General features: G+C 54.7%; 15 protein-coding genes. 3 read left to right on the top strand and 12 right to left on the bottom strand.

Going from position 1 to position 15,033, the window contains the following annotated elements; translation table 11 throughout:
- Positions 1–300: 300 nt before the first annotated feature.
- Positions 301–1,137, bottom strand: coding sequence for a nucleoside triphosphate pyrophosphohydrolase (gene mazG / locus OEV49_00435; GenBank protein MDH3889524.1), 837 nt, complete (start codon positions 1,135–1,137; stop codon positions 301–303).
- Between the two features lie 145 nt (positions 1,138–1,282).
- Here mazG and OEV49_00430 point away from each other — a divergent pair, with 145 nt between their 5' ends.
- Positions 1,283–3,958, top strand: a complete 2,676-nt coding sequence (locus tag OEV49_00430) for a valine--tRNA ligase (protein ID MDH3889523.1) — start codon at positions 1,283–1,285, stop codon at positions 3,956–3,958.
- A gap of 67 nt (positions 3,959–4,025) precedes the next feature.
- Here the strand turns inward: OEV49_00430 and OEV49_00425 are convergent, their stop codons facing one another.
- The 9 genes from OEV49_00425 to OEV49_00385 are packed head-to-tail and all read right to left on the bottom strand — an operon-like array spanning position 4,026 to position 10,997.
- Positions 4,026–4,472, bottom strand: a complete 447-nt coding sequence (locus tag OEV49_00425) for a 4Fe-4S dicluster domain-containing protein (GenBank protein ID MDH3889522.1) — start codon at positions 4,470–4,472, stop codon at positions 4,026–4,028.
- Positions 4,469–5,245 carry a 2Fe-2S iron-sulfur cluster-binding protein gene (locus OEV49_00420; protein ID MDH3889521.1) on the bottom strand — a complete coding sequence of 259 codons (777 nt, stop codon included), beginning with the start codon at positions 5,243–5,245 and terminating at the stop codon, positions 4,469–4,471. Before OEV49_00420 ends, OEV49_00425 begins: the two co-directional genes overlap by 4 nt.
- Positions 5,246–5,254: 9 nt before the next feature.
- Positions 5,255–7,111 carry an NADH-quinone oxidoreductase subunit NuoF gene (locus tag OEV49_00415; protein MDH3889520.1) on the bottom strand — a complete coding sequence of 619 codons (1,857 nt, stop codon included), beginning with the start codon at positions 7,109–7,111 and terminating at the stop codon, positions 5,255–5,257.
- A gap of 1 nt (position 7,112) precedes the next feature.
- A complete protein-coding gene (locus OEV49_00410; GenBank protein MDH3889519.1) occupies positions 7,113–7,577 on the bottom strand; it encodes an NAD(P)H-dependent oxidoreductase subunit E in 465 nt (154 codons plus the stop codon).
- Positions 7,574–8,137 carry a 2-oxoacid:acceptor oxidoreductase family protein gene (locus OEV49_00405; protein ID MDH3889518.1) on the bottom strand — a complete coding sequence of 188 codons (564 nt, stop codon included), beginning with the start codon at positions 8,135–8,137 and terminating at the stop codon, positions 7,574–7,576. Before OEV49_00405 ends, OEV49_00410 begins: the two co-directional genes overlap by 4 nt.
- Before the next feature lie 2 nt (positions 8,138–8,139).
- A complete protein-coding gene (locus OEV49_00400; protein MDH3889517.1) occupies positions 8,140–8,901 on the bottom strand; it encodes a thiamine pyrophosphate-dependent enzyme in 762 nt (253 codons plus the stop codon).
- Between the two features lie 7 nt (positions 8,902–8,908).
- On the bottom strand, positions 8,909–10,003 hold the full coding sequence (gene vorB, locus OEV49_00395; GenBank protein MDH3889516.1) for a 3-methyl-2-oxobutanoate dehydrogenase subunit VorB: 1,095 nt from the start codon (positions 10,001–10,003) through the stop codon (positions 8,909–8,911).
- 22 nt (positions 10,004–10,025) lie between these two features.
- Positions 10,026–10,259: a 4Fe-4S binding protein gene (locus tag OEV49_00390; protein ID MDH3889515.1), complete on the bottom strand. Its 234-nt coding sequence runs from the start codon at positions 10,257–10,259 to the stop codon at positions 10,026–10,028.
- A 30-nt stretch (positions 10,260–10,289) separates the two neighbouring features.
- Positions 10,290–10,997, bottom strand: a complete 708-nt coding sequence (locus OEV49_00385; protein ID MDH3889514.1) for a cobalamin biosynthesis protein CbiA — start codon at positions 10,995–10,997, stop codon at positions 10,290–10,292.
- 295 nt (positions 10,998–11,292) lie between these two features.
- Between OEV49_00385 and OEV49_00380 the strand changes: the two genes are divergently transcribed.
- Both OEV49_00380 and OEV49_00375 read left to right on the top strand, forming a co-directional pair.
- Entirely contained in the window at positions 11,293–12,123 is an 831-nt protein-coding gene (locus OEV49_00380) for a hypothetical protein (GenBank protein ID MDH3889513.1), read from the top strand.
- Between the two features lies 1 nt (position 12,124).
- Positions 12,125–12,889 (top strand): citryl-CoA lyase, encoded by a 765-nt coding sequence (locus OEV49_00375; protein MDH3889512.1) that lies wholly within the window; start codon positions 12,125–12,127, stop codon positions 12,887–12,889.
- Between the two features lie 229 nt (positions 12,890–13,118).
- On the opposite strand, the gene OEV49_00370 is transcribed toward OEV49_00375, so the two are convergent.
- Complete coding sequence (locus tag OEV49_00370) at positions 13,119–13,715, bottom strand: DUF3365 domain-containing protein (GenBank protein MDH3889511.1); 597 nt, start codon at positions 13,713–13,715, stop codon at positions 13,119–13,121.
- Positions 13,716–14,044: 329 nt separating this feature from the next.
- Complete coding sequence (locus OEV49_00365; GenBank protein ID MDH3889510.1) at positions 14,045–14,800, bottom strand: DUF2807 domain-containing protein; 756 nt, start codon at positions 14,798–14,800, stop codon at positions 14,045–14,047.
- Between the last annotated feature and the right edge of the window lie 233 nt (positions 14,801–15,033).

Below are 15,033 nucleotides of genomic sequence, written 5' to 3'. Positions count from 1 at the left end.
TTGTTTGTTTCGTGAGCGGCACAATCCTTGTGCCGACTGTCGATCCAGGTAGGCCTCCTTTCGATTCAGTAATGAACAGGTTGTTCAGCCTGGTTTCTATGTTACTCATTGTAATACCCTTGCAACACATAATCGCACCACGGCACCACGAAACTCGCGATACCCAAGTTGGGCGTAAAATTGTTGACGGCTCCTACCGGATCAACATAAAAAAAGCGGTTGTTAGGTCCGTATGAGAACACCCGCCACTGTGCCCGGTTCGGAAGTTTTAGGGTGGGAAACGTATGTAAGCAGATTGTGCTACAGGTCGGAGGGGTCGGTTCCCGGACGGTCCCCTGTGCTTTGGGACTTCAGTCGTTGCCAGATAGCTTCCAGTTCTTCCAGACTGAACTGATCGAAATCTCGTTGGCTGTGCCGAACCTCCTCTTCGAGACCAGAGAATCTCAGTCGGAATTTGGTGAGCGCTCTTTTTAGAGCAGTTTCCGGTTCCACCATCAGCTTGCGAGCCAGTGACGACGCCGCGAACAGAAAATCTCCGATCTCTTCTTCCAGATTTGACGAATCAGCTGACTTGATGGCACGTCTGATCTCATCCATCTCCTCGGTGAGTTTATCGAACACGCGATCGGCATCCGGCCAGTCAAACCCCACACCGCCGGCCTTCTCACCGATCCGGTAGGCCATCGTGAGGGCCGGCATCGATTTTGGCAGTCCGGACAGAACCGATGGTTTTTCTCCATTGGCTATCTTCAAGCGTTCCCATTGATCCCGTACCTGCTGGGGGGCCAGTTCGGCCCGTTTTTCAAAGACATGAGGGTGTCGGGTGATCAGTTTTTGAACAATTCCCTCGACTGCATCGTCGGCGTCGAATTTCCCCTTTTCGTCGGCTATCTGCGCGTGAAAAACAATCTGGCAAAGCAGATCGCCCAATTCTTCGCGGAGTTCATCGGCGTTATCAGCCTCGATGGCTTCCACGACTTCATACGACTCCTCAATCAGGTAGGGTATGAGACTGTGGTGTGTTTGCTTTTGGTCCCAGGCACAACCATCAGAGGAACGAAGGATAGACATAACCAGCTTGAGCCGCTCCCAGGGCGGCAGGTTTGGGTCTGTAACTCGGCTCTTTAATTCACTCATAGATGTCGATAATACAACCTGTATCCGGGGTTGCCAACCGCTTTTTCCTTGTGCCTTGACAAATCAACCCGGTCGAACTATAATTGGCGGCTTGAGTTCGAGTGCCCCGGGACAGAGCATTAGACTGGAAAGTATGTGAATAAGTATGAACGAAAAGACAGCGGAAAACACCAGTAAATCAAAGGCCTACTCTCCGGCTGAGGTCGAAGATCGAATGCTTGATCGATGGCTGAAGGCCGGCTATTTTCATGGCTGTGTCGATTCGGACAAGGAAACTTACTCCATTGTCATACCGCCTCCCAATTGCACCGATGTTTTGCATTTGGGTCATGCCCTGAACAACACCATACAGGACGTATTGATCCGTAAGCACCGGATGGATGGGTACGAGGCGGTGTGGATACCCGGAGCCGATCACGCTGGAATAGCCACCCAGGTTGTGGTCGAAAAACAGCTGGTCAACGAAGGGACCACCCGGCGCGAAATGGGCCGTGACAAGTTTCACCGTCGCACCGCCGACTGGGCCAATCGCAACAAAGAGATTATCCTGGGACAACTCAGGAAGATGGGCTGTAGTTGCGACTGGGAGCGAACACGTTTTACGCTGGACGATGGCCTTGTCACAGCCGTCAATGAGACTTTCCTGCACCTGTACAAGAAAGGATGGATCTACCGCGGCCACCGAATCGTCAACTGGTGCACCTCGTGTCAAACTTCGTTGTCGGACGATGAAGTCGAGCGCGACAGCATCGAAAGCCATCTGTGGTACATAAAATACAAGCTCAAAGGATCCGATGAATTCCTGGCTGTGGCCACCACCCGTCCCGAGACTATGTTGGGTGACACGGCGCTGGCCGTAGCGCCCAAGGACAGCCGTTACAAGAAATTTGTCGGCAAAACCGTCATCCTGCCCATTCTCGAACGAGAGATTCCCATCGTGGCCGACAACTATGTCGACCCGGAGTTCGGTACCGGCGTTGTGAAAGTCACTCCGGCCCACGATCCAAATGACTTTGACATCGGGCGACGTCACGATCTTGAGGAAATCAATGTCCTCAACACCGACGGTACCCTCAATGAGAAGGCCGGTAAGTTCAAAGGTCTCGACAGATACGAAGGCCGCGAGCAACTTGTCGACGAACTCAAAAAGAAGGGATACCTCGAAAAGATCGAGAAATACGAACTGGCTGCCGGTACCTGTTATCGGTGTCACAGTGTCATCGAGCCGTACCTGTCGGATCAATGGTTCGTCAAAATGGAAGAGATGGCCAAACCGGCCATTGAGGCCGCTAAATCCGGGAAACTCAAGTTTCATCCCGAGTACTGGTCCAAGACTTATCTGCACTGGATGGAGAACATCCGCGACTGGTGCATCTCCCGTCAACTCTGGTGGGGACATCGTATACCGATTTGGTATGCCGACGATGGAACCATCTTCGCCTCAGCCGAACGTCCAACAGCCGAGGAATGTCCCGGTTATGATCCCGCCACATTGACCCAGGACGAAGATGTTCTCGACACCTGGTTCTCTTCGTGGCTCTGGCCGATTTCCACCATGGGCTGGCCGGATCAAACGGCCGAGCTCAAAAAGTTCTACCCCACCAAAGTGCTTAGCACCGCCTCGGAAATCATCTTCCTGTGGGTGGCCCGCATGGTCATGGCCGGCTGCGAGTTCATGGACGCACTACCGTTCTCGGATGTCTACATTCACGGCACGGTGCGTGACTCCAAGGGCATCAAGATGTCTAAATCGCTCGGCAACGGTATCGATCCGCTGGAGATTATCGACAAGTACGGGGCGGATGCCCTCCGTGTCTCACTGGTTCTGGCCACGCCTGACGGCCAGGACCCATGTGTGACCAAAAACACTTTTGAGATCGGACGCAATTTCGTCAACAAGTTGCATCAAGTGTCAAGATTTATCAAGATGCGGCTCGACGGCCGGGCGCCGGTACTGGACGCCATTGATGAAAATGACCTGGTTATATTCGACCGTTGGATATTGTCACGCATGGAACGGACGATCAAGACGGTGGAGAAGTCCTTCGGCGAGTATCGTTTGTCGGCGGCGGCCAAAGTTCTCTACAACTTCGTCTGGAACGATTACTGTTCGTGGTATGTCGAACTGATAAAGCCGGATCAACCGGGAGCTCCCATCAGAGAGGGTTCCTTAAACGTCGCGACGTGCGTGCTGCACAACATTCTCAAACTGCTTCATCCGTTTATGCCGTTCGTCACCGAACGTATCTATCTTGACTTGCTCGAGCAGGATTACTCAAGCGAGAGTACGCTTAGTTTTGGCCCCTGGCCACAAACAAAGGGTGGTCATATCGACGATGCTCTGGAGCAGAGTCTGGAGCAGATTCAAAACGTCGTCACGGCGGTGCGTGCGGTGCGCGCGGAACTGAACGTTCCACCGGGTAAAAAATCCGATCTCCACATCCGCGTCAACAACGAGGAGTTCGGCAAACTGCTTGAGAATCATATTGGATACTTCCGCTCTTTGATCCGCGTTGAGAATCTCCACGCAGGCGTCGATGTTAAGAAACCGCCGTTGTCTGCTTCGACCGTTATTTCCGGGGCGGAGCTGTTCGTGCCGCTGGAAGGACTCATCGACATCGATGTCGAGAAGGCGCGGCTGGAGAAGGAACTCAAAAACTTAGGCATCCAGCTTGAGAAGACGGCCAAGAAACTTGCCAACGCCGACTTTCGGGCCAACGCTCCCGACGAGATTATCGAACGTGAGGAACTCAAGAAGGAAGACTATCGCGAGCGGATCGAGAAGCTCAACAAGAACCTCGAACAGATCATGGGTTGGTAACTGGACGGCAAGTTGCCGGCTTGGATGGCCCGGACTTTACGGTTTGTTGACAAAGCCGGAATCATCGTCATCCCGACTCGACCAGCTTCTTACGCGGCGTTAACTCGACGGGACGGCTTGTGAGAGCTTTGGTGGGGCAGAACTTGGCGCAGATCGGATCACCATCGCACAAGTCACACTTGACAATCATGTCGTGCTCGGAATCCAACAAAGAACAACCAAACGGACAGGCGGCAATACAGCCCATGCACTTGACGCATCTGTCGTTGTCGAGTATCATCGCGCCGGTTTCTTCATCGCGCGCGATGGCGTCAACCAGACAGGCCATGGCGCAGGCCGGGACATCGCAGTGTAAACAGACCACAGGTACGTAACTGTCGGCATGTCCGTCCGGCAGAGGATAGATGCGACTGCGGCTTGGTTTGCCGTCGACCATGTGCGAAAACGAGCAGGCCAATTCGCAGGTGCGACAACCAGTGCACAAATTGGGCGTCACTATCAGTCGCGACTTCATGACGCCTCCTCCTGTGACCAGGCGACGATAGAACCCATTTTCAGCGAGAGTTCTTTGCGCCGACACTCATCGCACACGTCGAAGTAGTCGCGAGGTATCTCACGTAGCGTGCTCAAGGCGTCGGCGAAGGCTGCTGTGATCGTATGCTTGCCGCATTCACTGCATGCGATAAGGTCGAACGGCTTGTTCCAGATGGTGCGCATGCCATCGGTATCCGTGTACTCGATGACATTGGTGGGGCAGACCTGGGCACAACTCAGGCAGCCGACACAGTCCGGCGGCGCCTCTTTCAATGGCGCCGCAACTTGTTTGCTGTGACCCCGTCCAACTGTGGAAATCGCTTTGAAGCCGAGTTGTTCACAGACTCGGGTGCACAGGCCGCAGAGGATGCAATTGTCGGCGTCTGGAACTTCTTCAAAAGATGTCTGAGTGACGCCGTACTCGGATGCCAGTTGTCGGATCTCCGGTGAGTTGGGACAGCGCGCCGACAAGAGGTCCAGATTCGTCCTGCGAAGTTCGTTCACTTTGGAGGAGTGCGTCTGGACGATCAAGCCGTCCTCGACAGGGTACAGACAGGCAGTGACATAGTTGGTCCAGCCGTCCCATTCGGCTTTGGTGATCTCCACCGTGCATAGGCGACAGCCACCGAAAGGTTCCACGGCATCGTGATGACACAGCGCTGGTATGTCGATGTTCTCACGCCGCGTTACGGTCAGCAGCATCTCACCTTCCCGGGCGGTTACGACTTTTCCATTTATAGTCAACGATACCACTGTTATCTCCTACAGCACCAGGATAGCATCCCGTTTGCATACGGCTTTGCATGCGCCGCACTTGGTGCACAACTCCTGGTCGATCACGTGCACTTCTTTCTTCTGGCCTGAAATCGCATCGGGAGTGCAGGCGGCAATGCAGGCCATGCAACCGTCGCACTTGTCGGCGATGACTTCATACCGAATCAATTCGCGGCAGATTCCGGCCGGACACTTTTTGTCTTTTATGTGAGCCAGGTACTCATCGCGGAAGTACTGTATGGTACTTAAGAACGGATTGGGTCCGGACTTGCCCAGGCCACACAACGAACTGATCACGATCGTGTCCGACAACCGCTCCATCTTGTCCAAGTCGTCTTCGGTGGCACGGCCTTCTGAGATGGCCACGGCCATGCCGTACAATTGGTGAAGTCCCTCGCGGCAGGGTACGCACTTGCCGCACGATTCATCGACTAAGAACGATAGGAAATACTTGGCCAAATCGACCACGCATGTCTGGTCATCCAGCACGATCATCCCACCCGAACCCATCATCGAACCGGCCTCGGTGAGCGTATCGAAATCAACCGGAAGATCGAGTTTCGACTCAGGCAGGCAGCCGCCGGACGGACCGCCGGTCTGCACCGCCTTGAACGGTCGGTCATTTTGAATACCGCCGCCGATGTCATAGATGATCTCACGAAGGGTGGTGCCCATCGGCACTTCGATCAAACCGGTGTTGCGCACTTTTCCGACCAGCGAAAATGCCTTGGTGCCGGTACTCTTTTTGGTACCTATTGCGCTGAACCACTTGCCCCCTTTGTAGAGAATTGCCGGGACGCAGGCGTAGCTTTCGACATTGTTCAGCACGGTCGGTTTGTCGAAAAGCCCTTTCAGTACCGACCGCACATACTTGGCCCGGGGTTCACCGACTTCTCCTGCCACCGACTTCATCAAAGCCGAAGATTCGCCGCAGACAAAAGCGCCGCCGCCTCGGCTTATATTCAGCTCAAACGAAAAATCTGTTCCGGCGATGGCCTCGCCGAGCAATCCATGTTCTTGCGCCTGTTCGATTGCACGCTGCAAGTTGACCACGGCCAGCGGGTACTCTTCGCGTACATAGACGTATCCTTCATGAGCGTTGACCGCGTAGGCTGCAATGGTCATGCCTTCGATCACCGAGTGGGGGTCACCTTCCATGATAGCACGATCCATGAAGGCGCCGGGGTCACCTTCGTCGCCGTTGCAAATGACGTAGTGCGGCAGGTCGTCCGCGTTGGCGCAGGTCGACCACTTGCGACCTGCCGGAAACCCGGCCCCGCCTCGACCGCGCAGACCGGAAGTGGACATCTCGTCGATAACCTGCTGAGGTGTCATCTCAGCCAACGCCTTCACCAAAGCGGTGTATCCGCCGGCGGCGATGTACTCGGCAATGTCGCACTGGTTGATCTGTCCGATATTGCGCAGAGCGATCCGCTGTTGTTTGGAATAGAAAGGTATGTCGCGGTAGCACGGAATACGTTGCCGGCTTGAGTGGTCCTGGAAGAGGAGTTCTTCGATTAACTCACCTTGTCCGATGGTCTTTTCCAGAATCTTCTCAGCATCTTTCGGTCTGACCTTGGTATAAAAGGTCCCTGCCGGTTCCACGACCACCAAAGGTCCCTGCTCACAAAAGCCATGACAGCCGGTTTCCTTGAGGGCCTCGACGGTGAAATCCTTGATTTTGTTTTTCTCAATGGCCGCCTTGAAAGCATCACTCACCGCTTGAGACCCGTTGGCCAAACAGCCGGGTCCACAGCAGACCAGCAATTTGCGAGTCTGTTTGCCCAATTGGGTCTGGCAGCTTTCGCGCAGTTTTTCAAGCTGTTGCGGGTTCTCAATACGCATGTCAGGTCTTCTTACTCGGTTTAAGCAGCTTCTTGCAACTGGCTACCGAAACGCTGCCGTGATATCTTTCATTGACCGCCACTACCGGCGCCATGGCGCAAGCGCCTACGCAAGCGACGACTTCCAATGTGAATTTGAGATCCTCCGTCGTCTCTCCCGCTTTGATTTTCAGATGATCTTCCAACTGCTCCTGAATCTGCTTGGCGCCCCGAATGTGACAAGTAGTGCCGACACATATCCGCACGATTCGCTCACCCTTGGGGACGAGACTGAAGGCATTATAAAACGTGGATACCGAAAACACTTTTGACAGTGGGACACTCAACTCTTCGGCTGTTTGCTTGAGCGCTTCGCACGGCAGAAAGTGAAATTCCTTTTGGATATCCTGCAAGACAGCGATCAACGATTGCGGCGTGCGCGGGTAGCGATCATAAATCTCGGACAGCTTGCTTAAATCGTGGTTCATGTCTTTACTTTCTTGCCCAGTTGATCCACTGCCAGCGCCCGACCTTCATCAAGTACGCGGTAATTGACCTCCAGCACGGATTGTTTGTGCGCCATCTTCCCTTTGATGACCTGCTTGATCGTGTCGTATGAAACGACGTTGGTTGCGCCGATGAAAGCTCCCAACACCACCATGTTGGCTGCTTTGGGGTTGCCTGCTGTGGCCGCGATTTCGTTGGCCGGCACAAGTATCTGGTCGATGTCTGTGCGGTCGGTAGTGACATTAATCAGTGTGCTGTTCACGATCACCAGACCGCCCGGCTTGATACGCGGTGTAAACTTGTCGAACGATGGCCGATTAAAAACGCAAGCGCATTGCGGATTGCTAATAATCGGTGAACCTATACGAATGTCCGAAATCACCACCGTGCAGTAAGCCGTGCCACCGCGCATCTCCGGTCCATACGATGGTATCCAAGCCACCTGCTTCTCTTCCTCAATCCCGGCGTAGGCGAGTAGCTGTCCGGCCGTCATGATCCCTTGACCGCCAAAACCTGCAAATGTGACTTCGAACTGGCTCATTCTCAGGTTTCTTCCTCAACAAAGTCCTTGTAGCATCCCAGCGGGAAGTACTTCATCATGTTTTCGTCAAGCCACTCGGTGGCTTCGCCCGGGGTGTTTCCCCAGTTGGTCGGACAGGTCGACAACACTTCGATAAGGGTGTAGCACTTGCCGTCGCGTTGCAGTTCGAACGCTTTGCGGATGGCTTTCTTGGCCTGAAGGATGTACTTAGGTTGGTGCACCGCCACTCGCTCGATGTAGCCCGGCGTGGCTAACGCTGATAACAGTTCCGCCACGCGGATTGGCTGCCCTGTCTGGGCCGTGTCTCGCCCCACCGGGCAAGTCGTCGTGATCTGACCGGACAGTGTAGTCGGCGCCATCTGTCCGCCGGTCATACCGTAGATAGCGTTGTTGACAAAAATCGTGGTAAATTTCTCACCCCGGTTGGCGGCGTGAACGATCTCACCCATGCCGATCGAGGCCAGGTCGCCGTCACCTTGATAGGTGAAGACAATCATGTCGGGACGCATCCGTTTGAATCCTGTGGCCAGCGCCGGCGCCCGTCCGTGCGGCGCCTCCATGAAATCAGTGTCGTAGTAATTGTAGCACAACACAGAACAGCCAACCGGGGCCACGCCGCAGGTTCTCTCTCGCAATCCCAACTCGTCAAGAATTTCCGACACCATACGGTGAATGATGCCGTGGGTACAACCGGGACAGTAATGGGTCACGACATCGCGCAGCGCTACCGGTCGGTCAAAAACTGTCTTGTTATCAGTTGTCATGTCCACCTCAGGCCTTCTTGTTGCCGGATGATTTCTTTGCGCTCAGGATTCGCCTCACCTGCTCTTTGACTTCCTCGGGCGTCGGTACGATTCCGCCGGTACGTCCGAAAAACTCCACCGGCTTCTGGCCCTGGACGACTTTTTGAACATCCTCAACCATCTGGCCGGTGCTCATCTCGATAGTCAGGACCGACTTGACATTTGGCCGCGTGGCTGCGTCAAGTATCTGCTGCTCGGGGAATGGATAAAGGGAGATCGGCCTGAACAGCCCCACCGAAATGCCCTCTTCTTCGAGTTCGTCGATGGCCGTCTGACAAATGCGAGCCATCGTGCCGTAGGCGATTATCAGGATTTGGTTGGCACTGTCTATCTTGTAGGATTCACAGCGCACCTCTTCCCGAATCATCTGTTTGTATTTGACGTCCAGTTTCAAGGCGTTGTTTTCAAGCCCCACCGGATCCAGAAATAGTGACTTCAGTATTCGGGCCTTGCGATCCTCGGCGCCGGTGGCCGCCCATTCACTGCTTGAGGGCAACTCCGGTTCTTTGTAGTCTTCGGGAAACTCGACCGCTTCCATCATCTGGCCAATCATGCCGTCACCGATCAGCATCACCGGGTTGCGGTATTTATCGGCCAGATAGAATGCCAGCATGGTCAGGTCGACTGCTTCCTGCACCGTCGATGGGGCCAGGACCAAGGTTCGGTAGTCGCCATGGCCGCCGCCTTTGACCGCCTGAAAGTAATCGGCCTGGGCCGGCAGGATACCACCTAAGCCGGGACCGCCGCGCATGATATTTATGATCACCGCCGGTAGTTCCGCGCCGGCCATGTATGAGATAGCTTCCTGCATCAAGCTGATACCGGGGCTGGACGAGGTCGTAAACACACGCTTGCCGGTCGAGGCGGCGCCGAACAACATATTGCCGACAGCCAGTTCGCTTTCACCCTGCAAGTACACACCGCCAACTTCGGGCATTCGCTTGGCCAGATACTCGGCCACCTCGGTCTGGGGTGTAATGGGGTAACAAAAGTATCCTTCGGCGCCCGCTCGTAAGGCCGCCTCGGCTATCGCTTCGTTACCTTTCATCAATACTTTTGCCATGCGTATCTGCTATCGATCTTCGTTAATATTCAAAAAGTTCAAACATCAATCCATGCGAGTGTACTTCGATGGCCACGTCGGGGCAGGTCAGGGCGCATATACGGCAGCCGATACATCGTGATGGATCATGCAATTGGGCGTAGTAATATCCGCGCACTGTTATCTCTTTGGACATCGAGATGATCTTCTGAGGGCAGACACGCACACAGAGTTCGCATCCTTTGCAGTGGTCCTTGTCTATCGTGATGCCGGGCATGGTTACTTTATTTCCTTCTCGCGTCCGAATTCACTGCGCGCCGCTCTCCCAAGGTTTCAACAGCAGCCGTTCCAACGGCAACACCGGTAAGTCGACATCATCGAACTCAGTGGCTCCAAGTAGTGTCCTTAAGCCGGCCAAAAACTTCACCGCCAGGCCGCTTCGTTTGCCGACCTCCCGAGCCAGTCTGAGACCGTCGAGCACGGTGGTGGCAGTCGTCTCATCAAGCAGGTGCGTGTTCGATATTATACCGGTGAATTTCAATCGGGATGACTCCTCAATCTCACCGATCATCTTCAGGCATCCTTCGACATCGGCCGTGAAGGGACGATTACCGTTCAGCACCAACATCATTTCATAGCTTCCGGCTTCAAAAGAACCGGCCAACGAACTCAGCACCCTGGCTCCGGCATCGTCACCGCCCACATCCAGCACCAACAGTTCGTCGCGGCGTTCAATGGCGCCTTTGATTTCCGGGAGGATAATCGGCAGGTCGGCGTAGAACTCACCTCCGGTCGGGTTGATGCATCGCACGCCGAGTGCTTCCAGGGCGCTGTTGGTTTCGCGCGAACGAAAGTACGGATTGACAATGTCCAGATCGGCTATGGCCACCTTGTCGGCAGTCGTCTGAGCCAGGTAACGGCTCAGGTTCACGGCCACTTCTGTCTTGCCGCTGCCGTAGCCGCCGACAATAATCAGTATCCGCTCTATGAAGCTGGGGCGCTCATGCTTATTCACTGGACTGGACACCAACACTCTGTCAAACTCTGCCTGAATCCGATACTCGTTGCACTTCCAAAAGCCGGGCGGCATCAAAACATGGATTCACTAACACCACAATTGTCACCGCCCGGACAGGTCCAATATCATATCGCGGGCCACCGAAGTCAAGCCATGTTGTGAAAACGATAACAATATAATCGATTTGACTTGATCCTGGGGTGCGACTATATTGCCGAATCTTATCGGCTTAGCGAAGAAACCAAGCCGGGCCGAGTGAATACGTAACCTCGAAGAATCAGGTGTTTTGCTCATGAAGAAATCTCCAGCCTTTTTCTTGTCGATCTTGCTGTTGGCTCTCACATTAATTACGGGCTGTGGTTCCGAAAAACAGGAGGGTCTGACTCCTCGATATCAAACACCGACCGGTTGGCTTAGCTACAGTTATGAAAACATCAAACTGGTTTATCCACCGAATCATCTCCATGCCGGCACTATGCATGACTTCGCGGTGTGGTACAACTGGGCGCTGAGGCAGGACTGCCAGTTCCTGCAAATGCGTATCCCAGTCGACACCCTGGTCGTTTTCTGGTACACCGGTCATGGGCAAGGGAACGAACTGACCGGTCACTATTATCCCTGGGCGGACAGTAATCTCATCCATTTCTGGCTACCCAGCCACAAAGGTCCAACCCTGATGCAGTTTCTCCTGCCGTATTGGCTGGACAAACAACCGCAGTACCAGTTTCTCAAACACGGTATGATCACGCTTTTGGATTACTCGGGAAACAACTACCACGACCTTACATGGCGCTACTACCAGAACGACAGTCTCGTCCCGTTGACCGAGTTGGCCGTGGACACAACAGTCGACTCGGACAAAGAACGGTGGCGGTCGGCTCTGAGTGCCTCGTTTGTGGATTTCCTGGTGATCCATTATGGTATGGAGGGGTTGCGTCTCATGTATCGCGCCGAGACCGATTGGAGCCTGGCCACCCACGGAATCCTTCACGCACCTTCCGATACACTGCAAGCCCAATGGCTGACTTTTGTCGAGCAAGTGGTCAAAGGGGAGTGGCCGCCTCAGCGACCGGACAGCGCCACCGGCGGGAAACTGCAATTCGATCCGGAAAGCGAGGGCTGACATGAGCGATGAAAAGTGGAAGACCGGCATCACCGATATCGGCGCCGGTAAGATTCGCGTGCGTGGTTACAACATCACCGACATTATGGAAAACCTCTCCTACGCCGAGACTGTCTATCTCATTCTCAAAGGTGAGCGGCCCGGCCAGGCTGAGGCGGAACTGATGAACGCCATCCTCGTTTCGTCGATTGACCACGGCGCCTCGCCGCCTTCGGTGTTGGGTACGCGCACTGTCATGTCCGGCGGTAACTCGCTCAATGCAGCTATTGCCGGTGGTGTGCTGGTAATCGGTGATTCGCACGGTGGTGCCATCGAACAGTCGGCGCAGATTATGCAGGAGTGGGCGGCCAAAGAGGGTGATGTCGCCGCGCTGGCCAACGACATTGTCGACTGGCTCAAAGCAAGCAAGAAGCGCATGCCTGGTTTTGGGCATCGTTTGCACACGGTCGATCCGCGCACCGGCAAACTGTTCGAGATTGCCGAACGTCATGGCTACCATGGGCGACACATCCAACTCTGCCGCGCCATCGAGACAGCCCTGGCTGAGAAGACCGGCCGCACCTTGCCGATCAATGTCGATGGGGCTATTGCTGCGGTCATTTCCGATATGGGTTTCGACTGGCGGTTGGGCAAAGGTTTCTTTATTATCTCGCGTGTGCCCGGATTGCTGGCTCATGCCTATGAAGAGATGACCCGCGAACGTCCTATGCGCAAGCTCGGCCCGCCCGCCTCCGACTACGACGGCCCCGACGACAGGGAGTTGTAGGGGCGATAAATCGCCCTCTTGCGCTTCGCGCACCTGCAACCTCACCCTGAGCGGAGTCGAAGGGTGAAACGGTACGGTACCCCACCCAGAGGCTTTGCGGCGGGTGGGATTGATTGCAATAGGCGGGTTCACGCCGCGGCGCGCAGGCGAAGAAGGACCCACCCTACAAGAGTCGCTTCTCCTTCGGGGCCACCCGAGCGATCACAGCGCCACCCTACAAGACGCCTGTTTACTGCGCTGCCACCCGCGCGATCACGGCCCCGACAACCTGGCCCGGTTCCCACCCGTTTTTCTTGTACTGCGGAAAGTAAGGGTCCGGTTCACCCGCCGGGGCGCCATGACAGGTGAAACATCCCGGCTTGGTCGTGATCGGTTCGCCATAGTACACAGCGCCGTCCATGTTGAGCCAAACCGATTCGGCGCCCTCTTCCAGCTCGGCTAACATCGACAGGGCTACATGGTCACCCTTGTTGTTCGGGTTCCTTGGCTCGGGTACGACCATTTTGACCCAGGCGCGGCCACCGGTGGCTTTGGGTACTATCTCGGCAAAGATCGGATCGGCCACGGCCGCCGGCAGGATACGATTGCGGATAAGCATCTCTTTGTACTCGAGCGTTTCATCCGGACCACCGTCCTGCATGCGTCCGTAATGTCCTGCAATCACGGCTCGGGTTTGCTTCTCCAGTTTGACCAGCAGATAGGCCAGTTCTTCATCGTTACTCTGCGGCTTTGAACTAATCCCCGGTCCGGCCAGTATCAAGGCCGCCGGTATAACCAGGGCAAGCGCTGCCACTATCCATTTGACGGACATCTTGCGTGTGAGCACAGGTTTCCTCCTAGTTTGGAGTTCACATCACAGTTTGGTGTATTCCAGTATTAAGATAGCTATCTCTGGAATGGGGAGCAATGGATAAATGGATCAAATATGCGATTTTAGTCAGTGTCGTGTGAGTAGCTCAAAGCGAAAGGCCCAATCCCGGGTGGCTTGTTTCTGTGCCCGGCAGGTTTGGACATCCGCCGCGCACAATAAGAGCGGCAGGTCACACACATCCGCCAAAGCAGATGCGCAAGACCTGCCGCAACTGTGCAGATGGATGCCGACTCAGGTCCGGCCTGGCAGAAGGGGCGCGCGAAGCGCGAAAAAGCAACTTGTTGCTAATTGTCGTCGATGAGTTCTCCGAGACCAGTGTCGACTACTTCAATGGCAGGGAAGCCATGGTAATAGATACTACCGATGTTGCTTATCGTGGCGTTGAGGTACTCCCGGACATCCACTTCGATATCACCGACGCTGTTGGATATAATCGTGCAACTATCAGTTTCGAACTCGAAAGCATGCACACCGCCGGTTGCTTCATGCGTGAGGTCGTGTCTGCGGGCCGACCCGGTCAGGACCAAATTCCCAACCCCGGTCAGGGTCGAACTCAATCGTTGAGATACTTCCAGGTCCAATTCCATGTTGCCGACGCCGGCCAGGACAAGGTCTACTTCCGGCACCTGGAACAGGCTGCTGTCGGTCTGGAATGACCCAATGCCGTCCACGTCCAGAGTCAACTGCTGCAACACCGGCATTGTAACCCAGACCGTGAGCTTCATGCCGGAAACTTTCACCTCTTTCGGCGTTTTCAATCCGATCATAAGGACGTCGTTGACCACTTCGGTAGTGATGAATCTTTGCAGATTGTGGTCAACACTGACCGCTACCGCTGGTTCAGTGTCAAAAACCAGCATAACATCCCCTGTAGTCTTCAGCGTCACCGAATGAAACAGATCCAAATCTTCAACGAGAACCGTTATCAGATTCCCCGACCCGCGAATGGAATTGTACGTCAACGGCAACTCAGTGCTGCCGCACGACAACAAGAAAAGCAGCGGTACCAACAAGACAAGCGCCGACAACCTTTGAACCATGCAATACCTCAAACGAGTTTCCACCTCACTACCGAGCGGACAATCGCCCGGCGACCTTTCAAGTTACATACGGATTCCGCCTAAGGCAAGTCTGTTTGCCGCCACAATCGGGACCGGCCAACTCAAGCCGTTATTCAGCCGGATTCGAAAACTGTCGATTATCTCACAATAGTGTACGCTGTTTCCGATCCTCGACGTTATAATTGTAAGAAGGACTAGTTACAAACCCTGAA

Source organism: Candidatus Zixiibacteriota bacterium, assembly GCA_029860345.1.
In the GTDB taxonomy this organism is placed as follows: domain Bacteria; phylum Zixibacteria; class MSB-5A5; order GN15; family FEB-12; genus JAJRTA01.
This window is presented reverse-complemented; position numbering and strand designations above follow the sequence as displayed.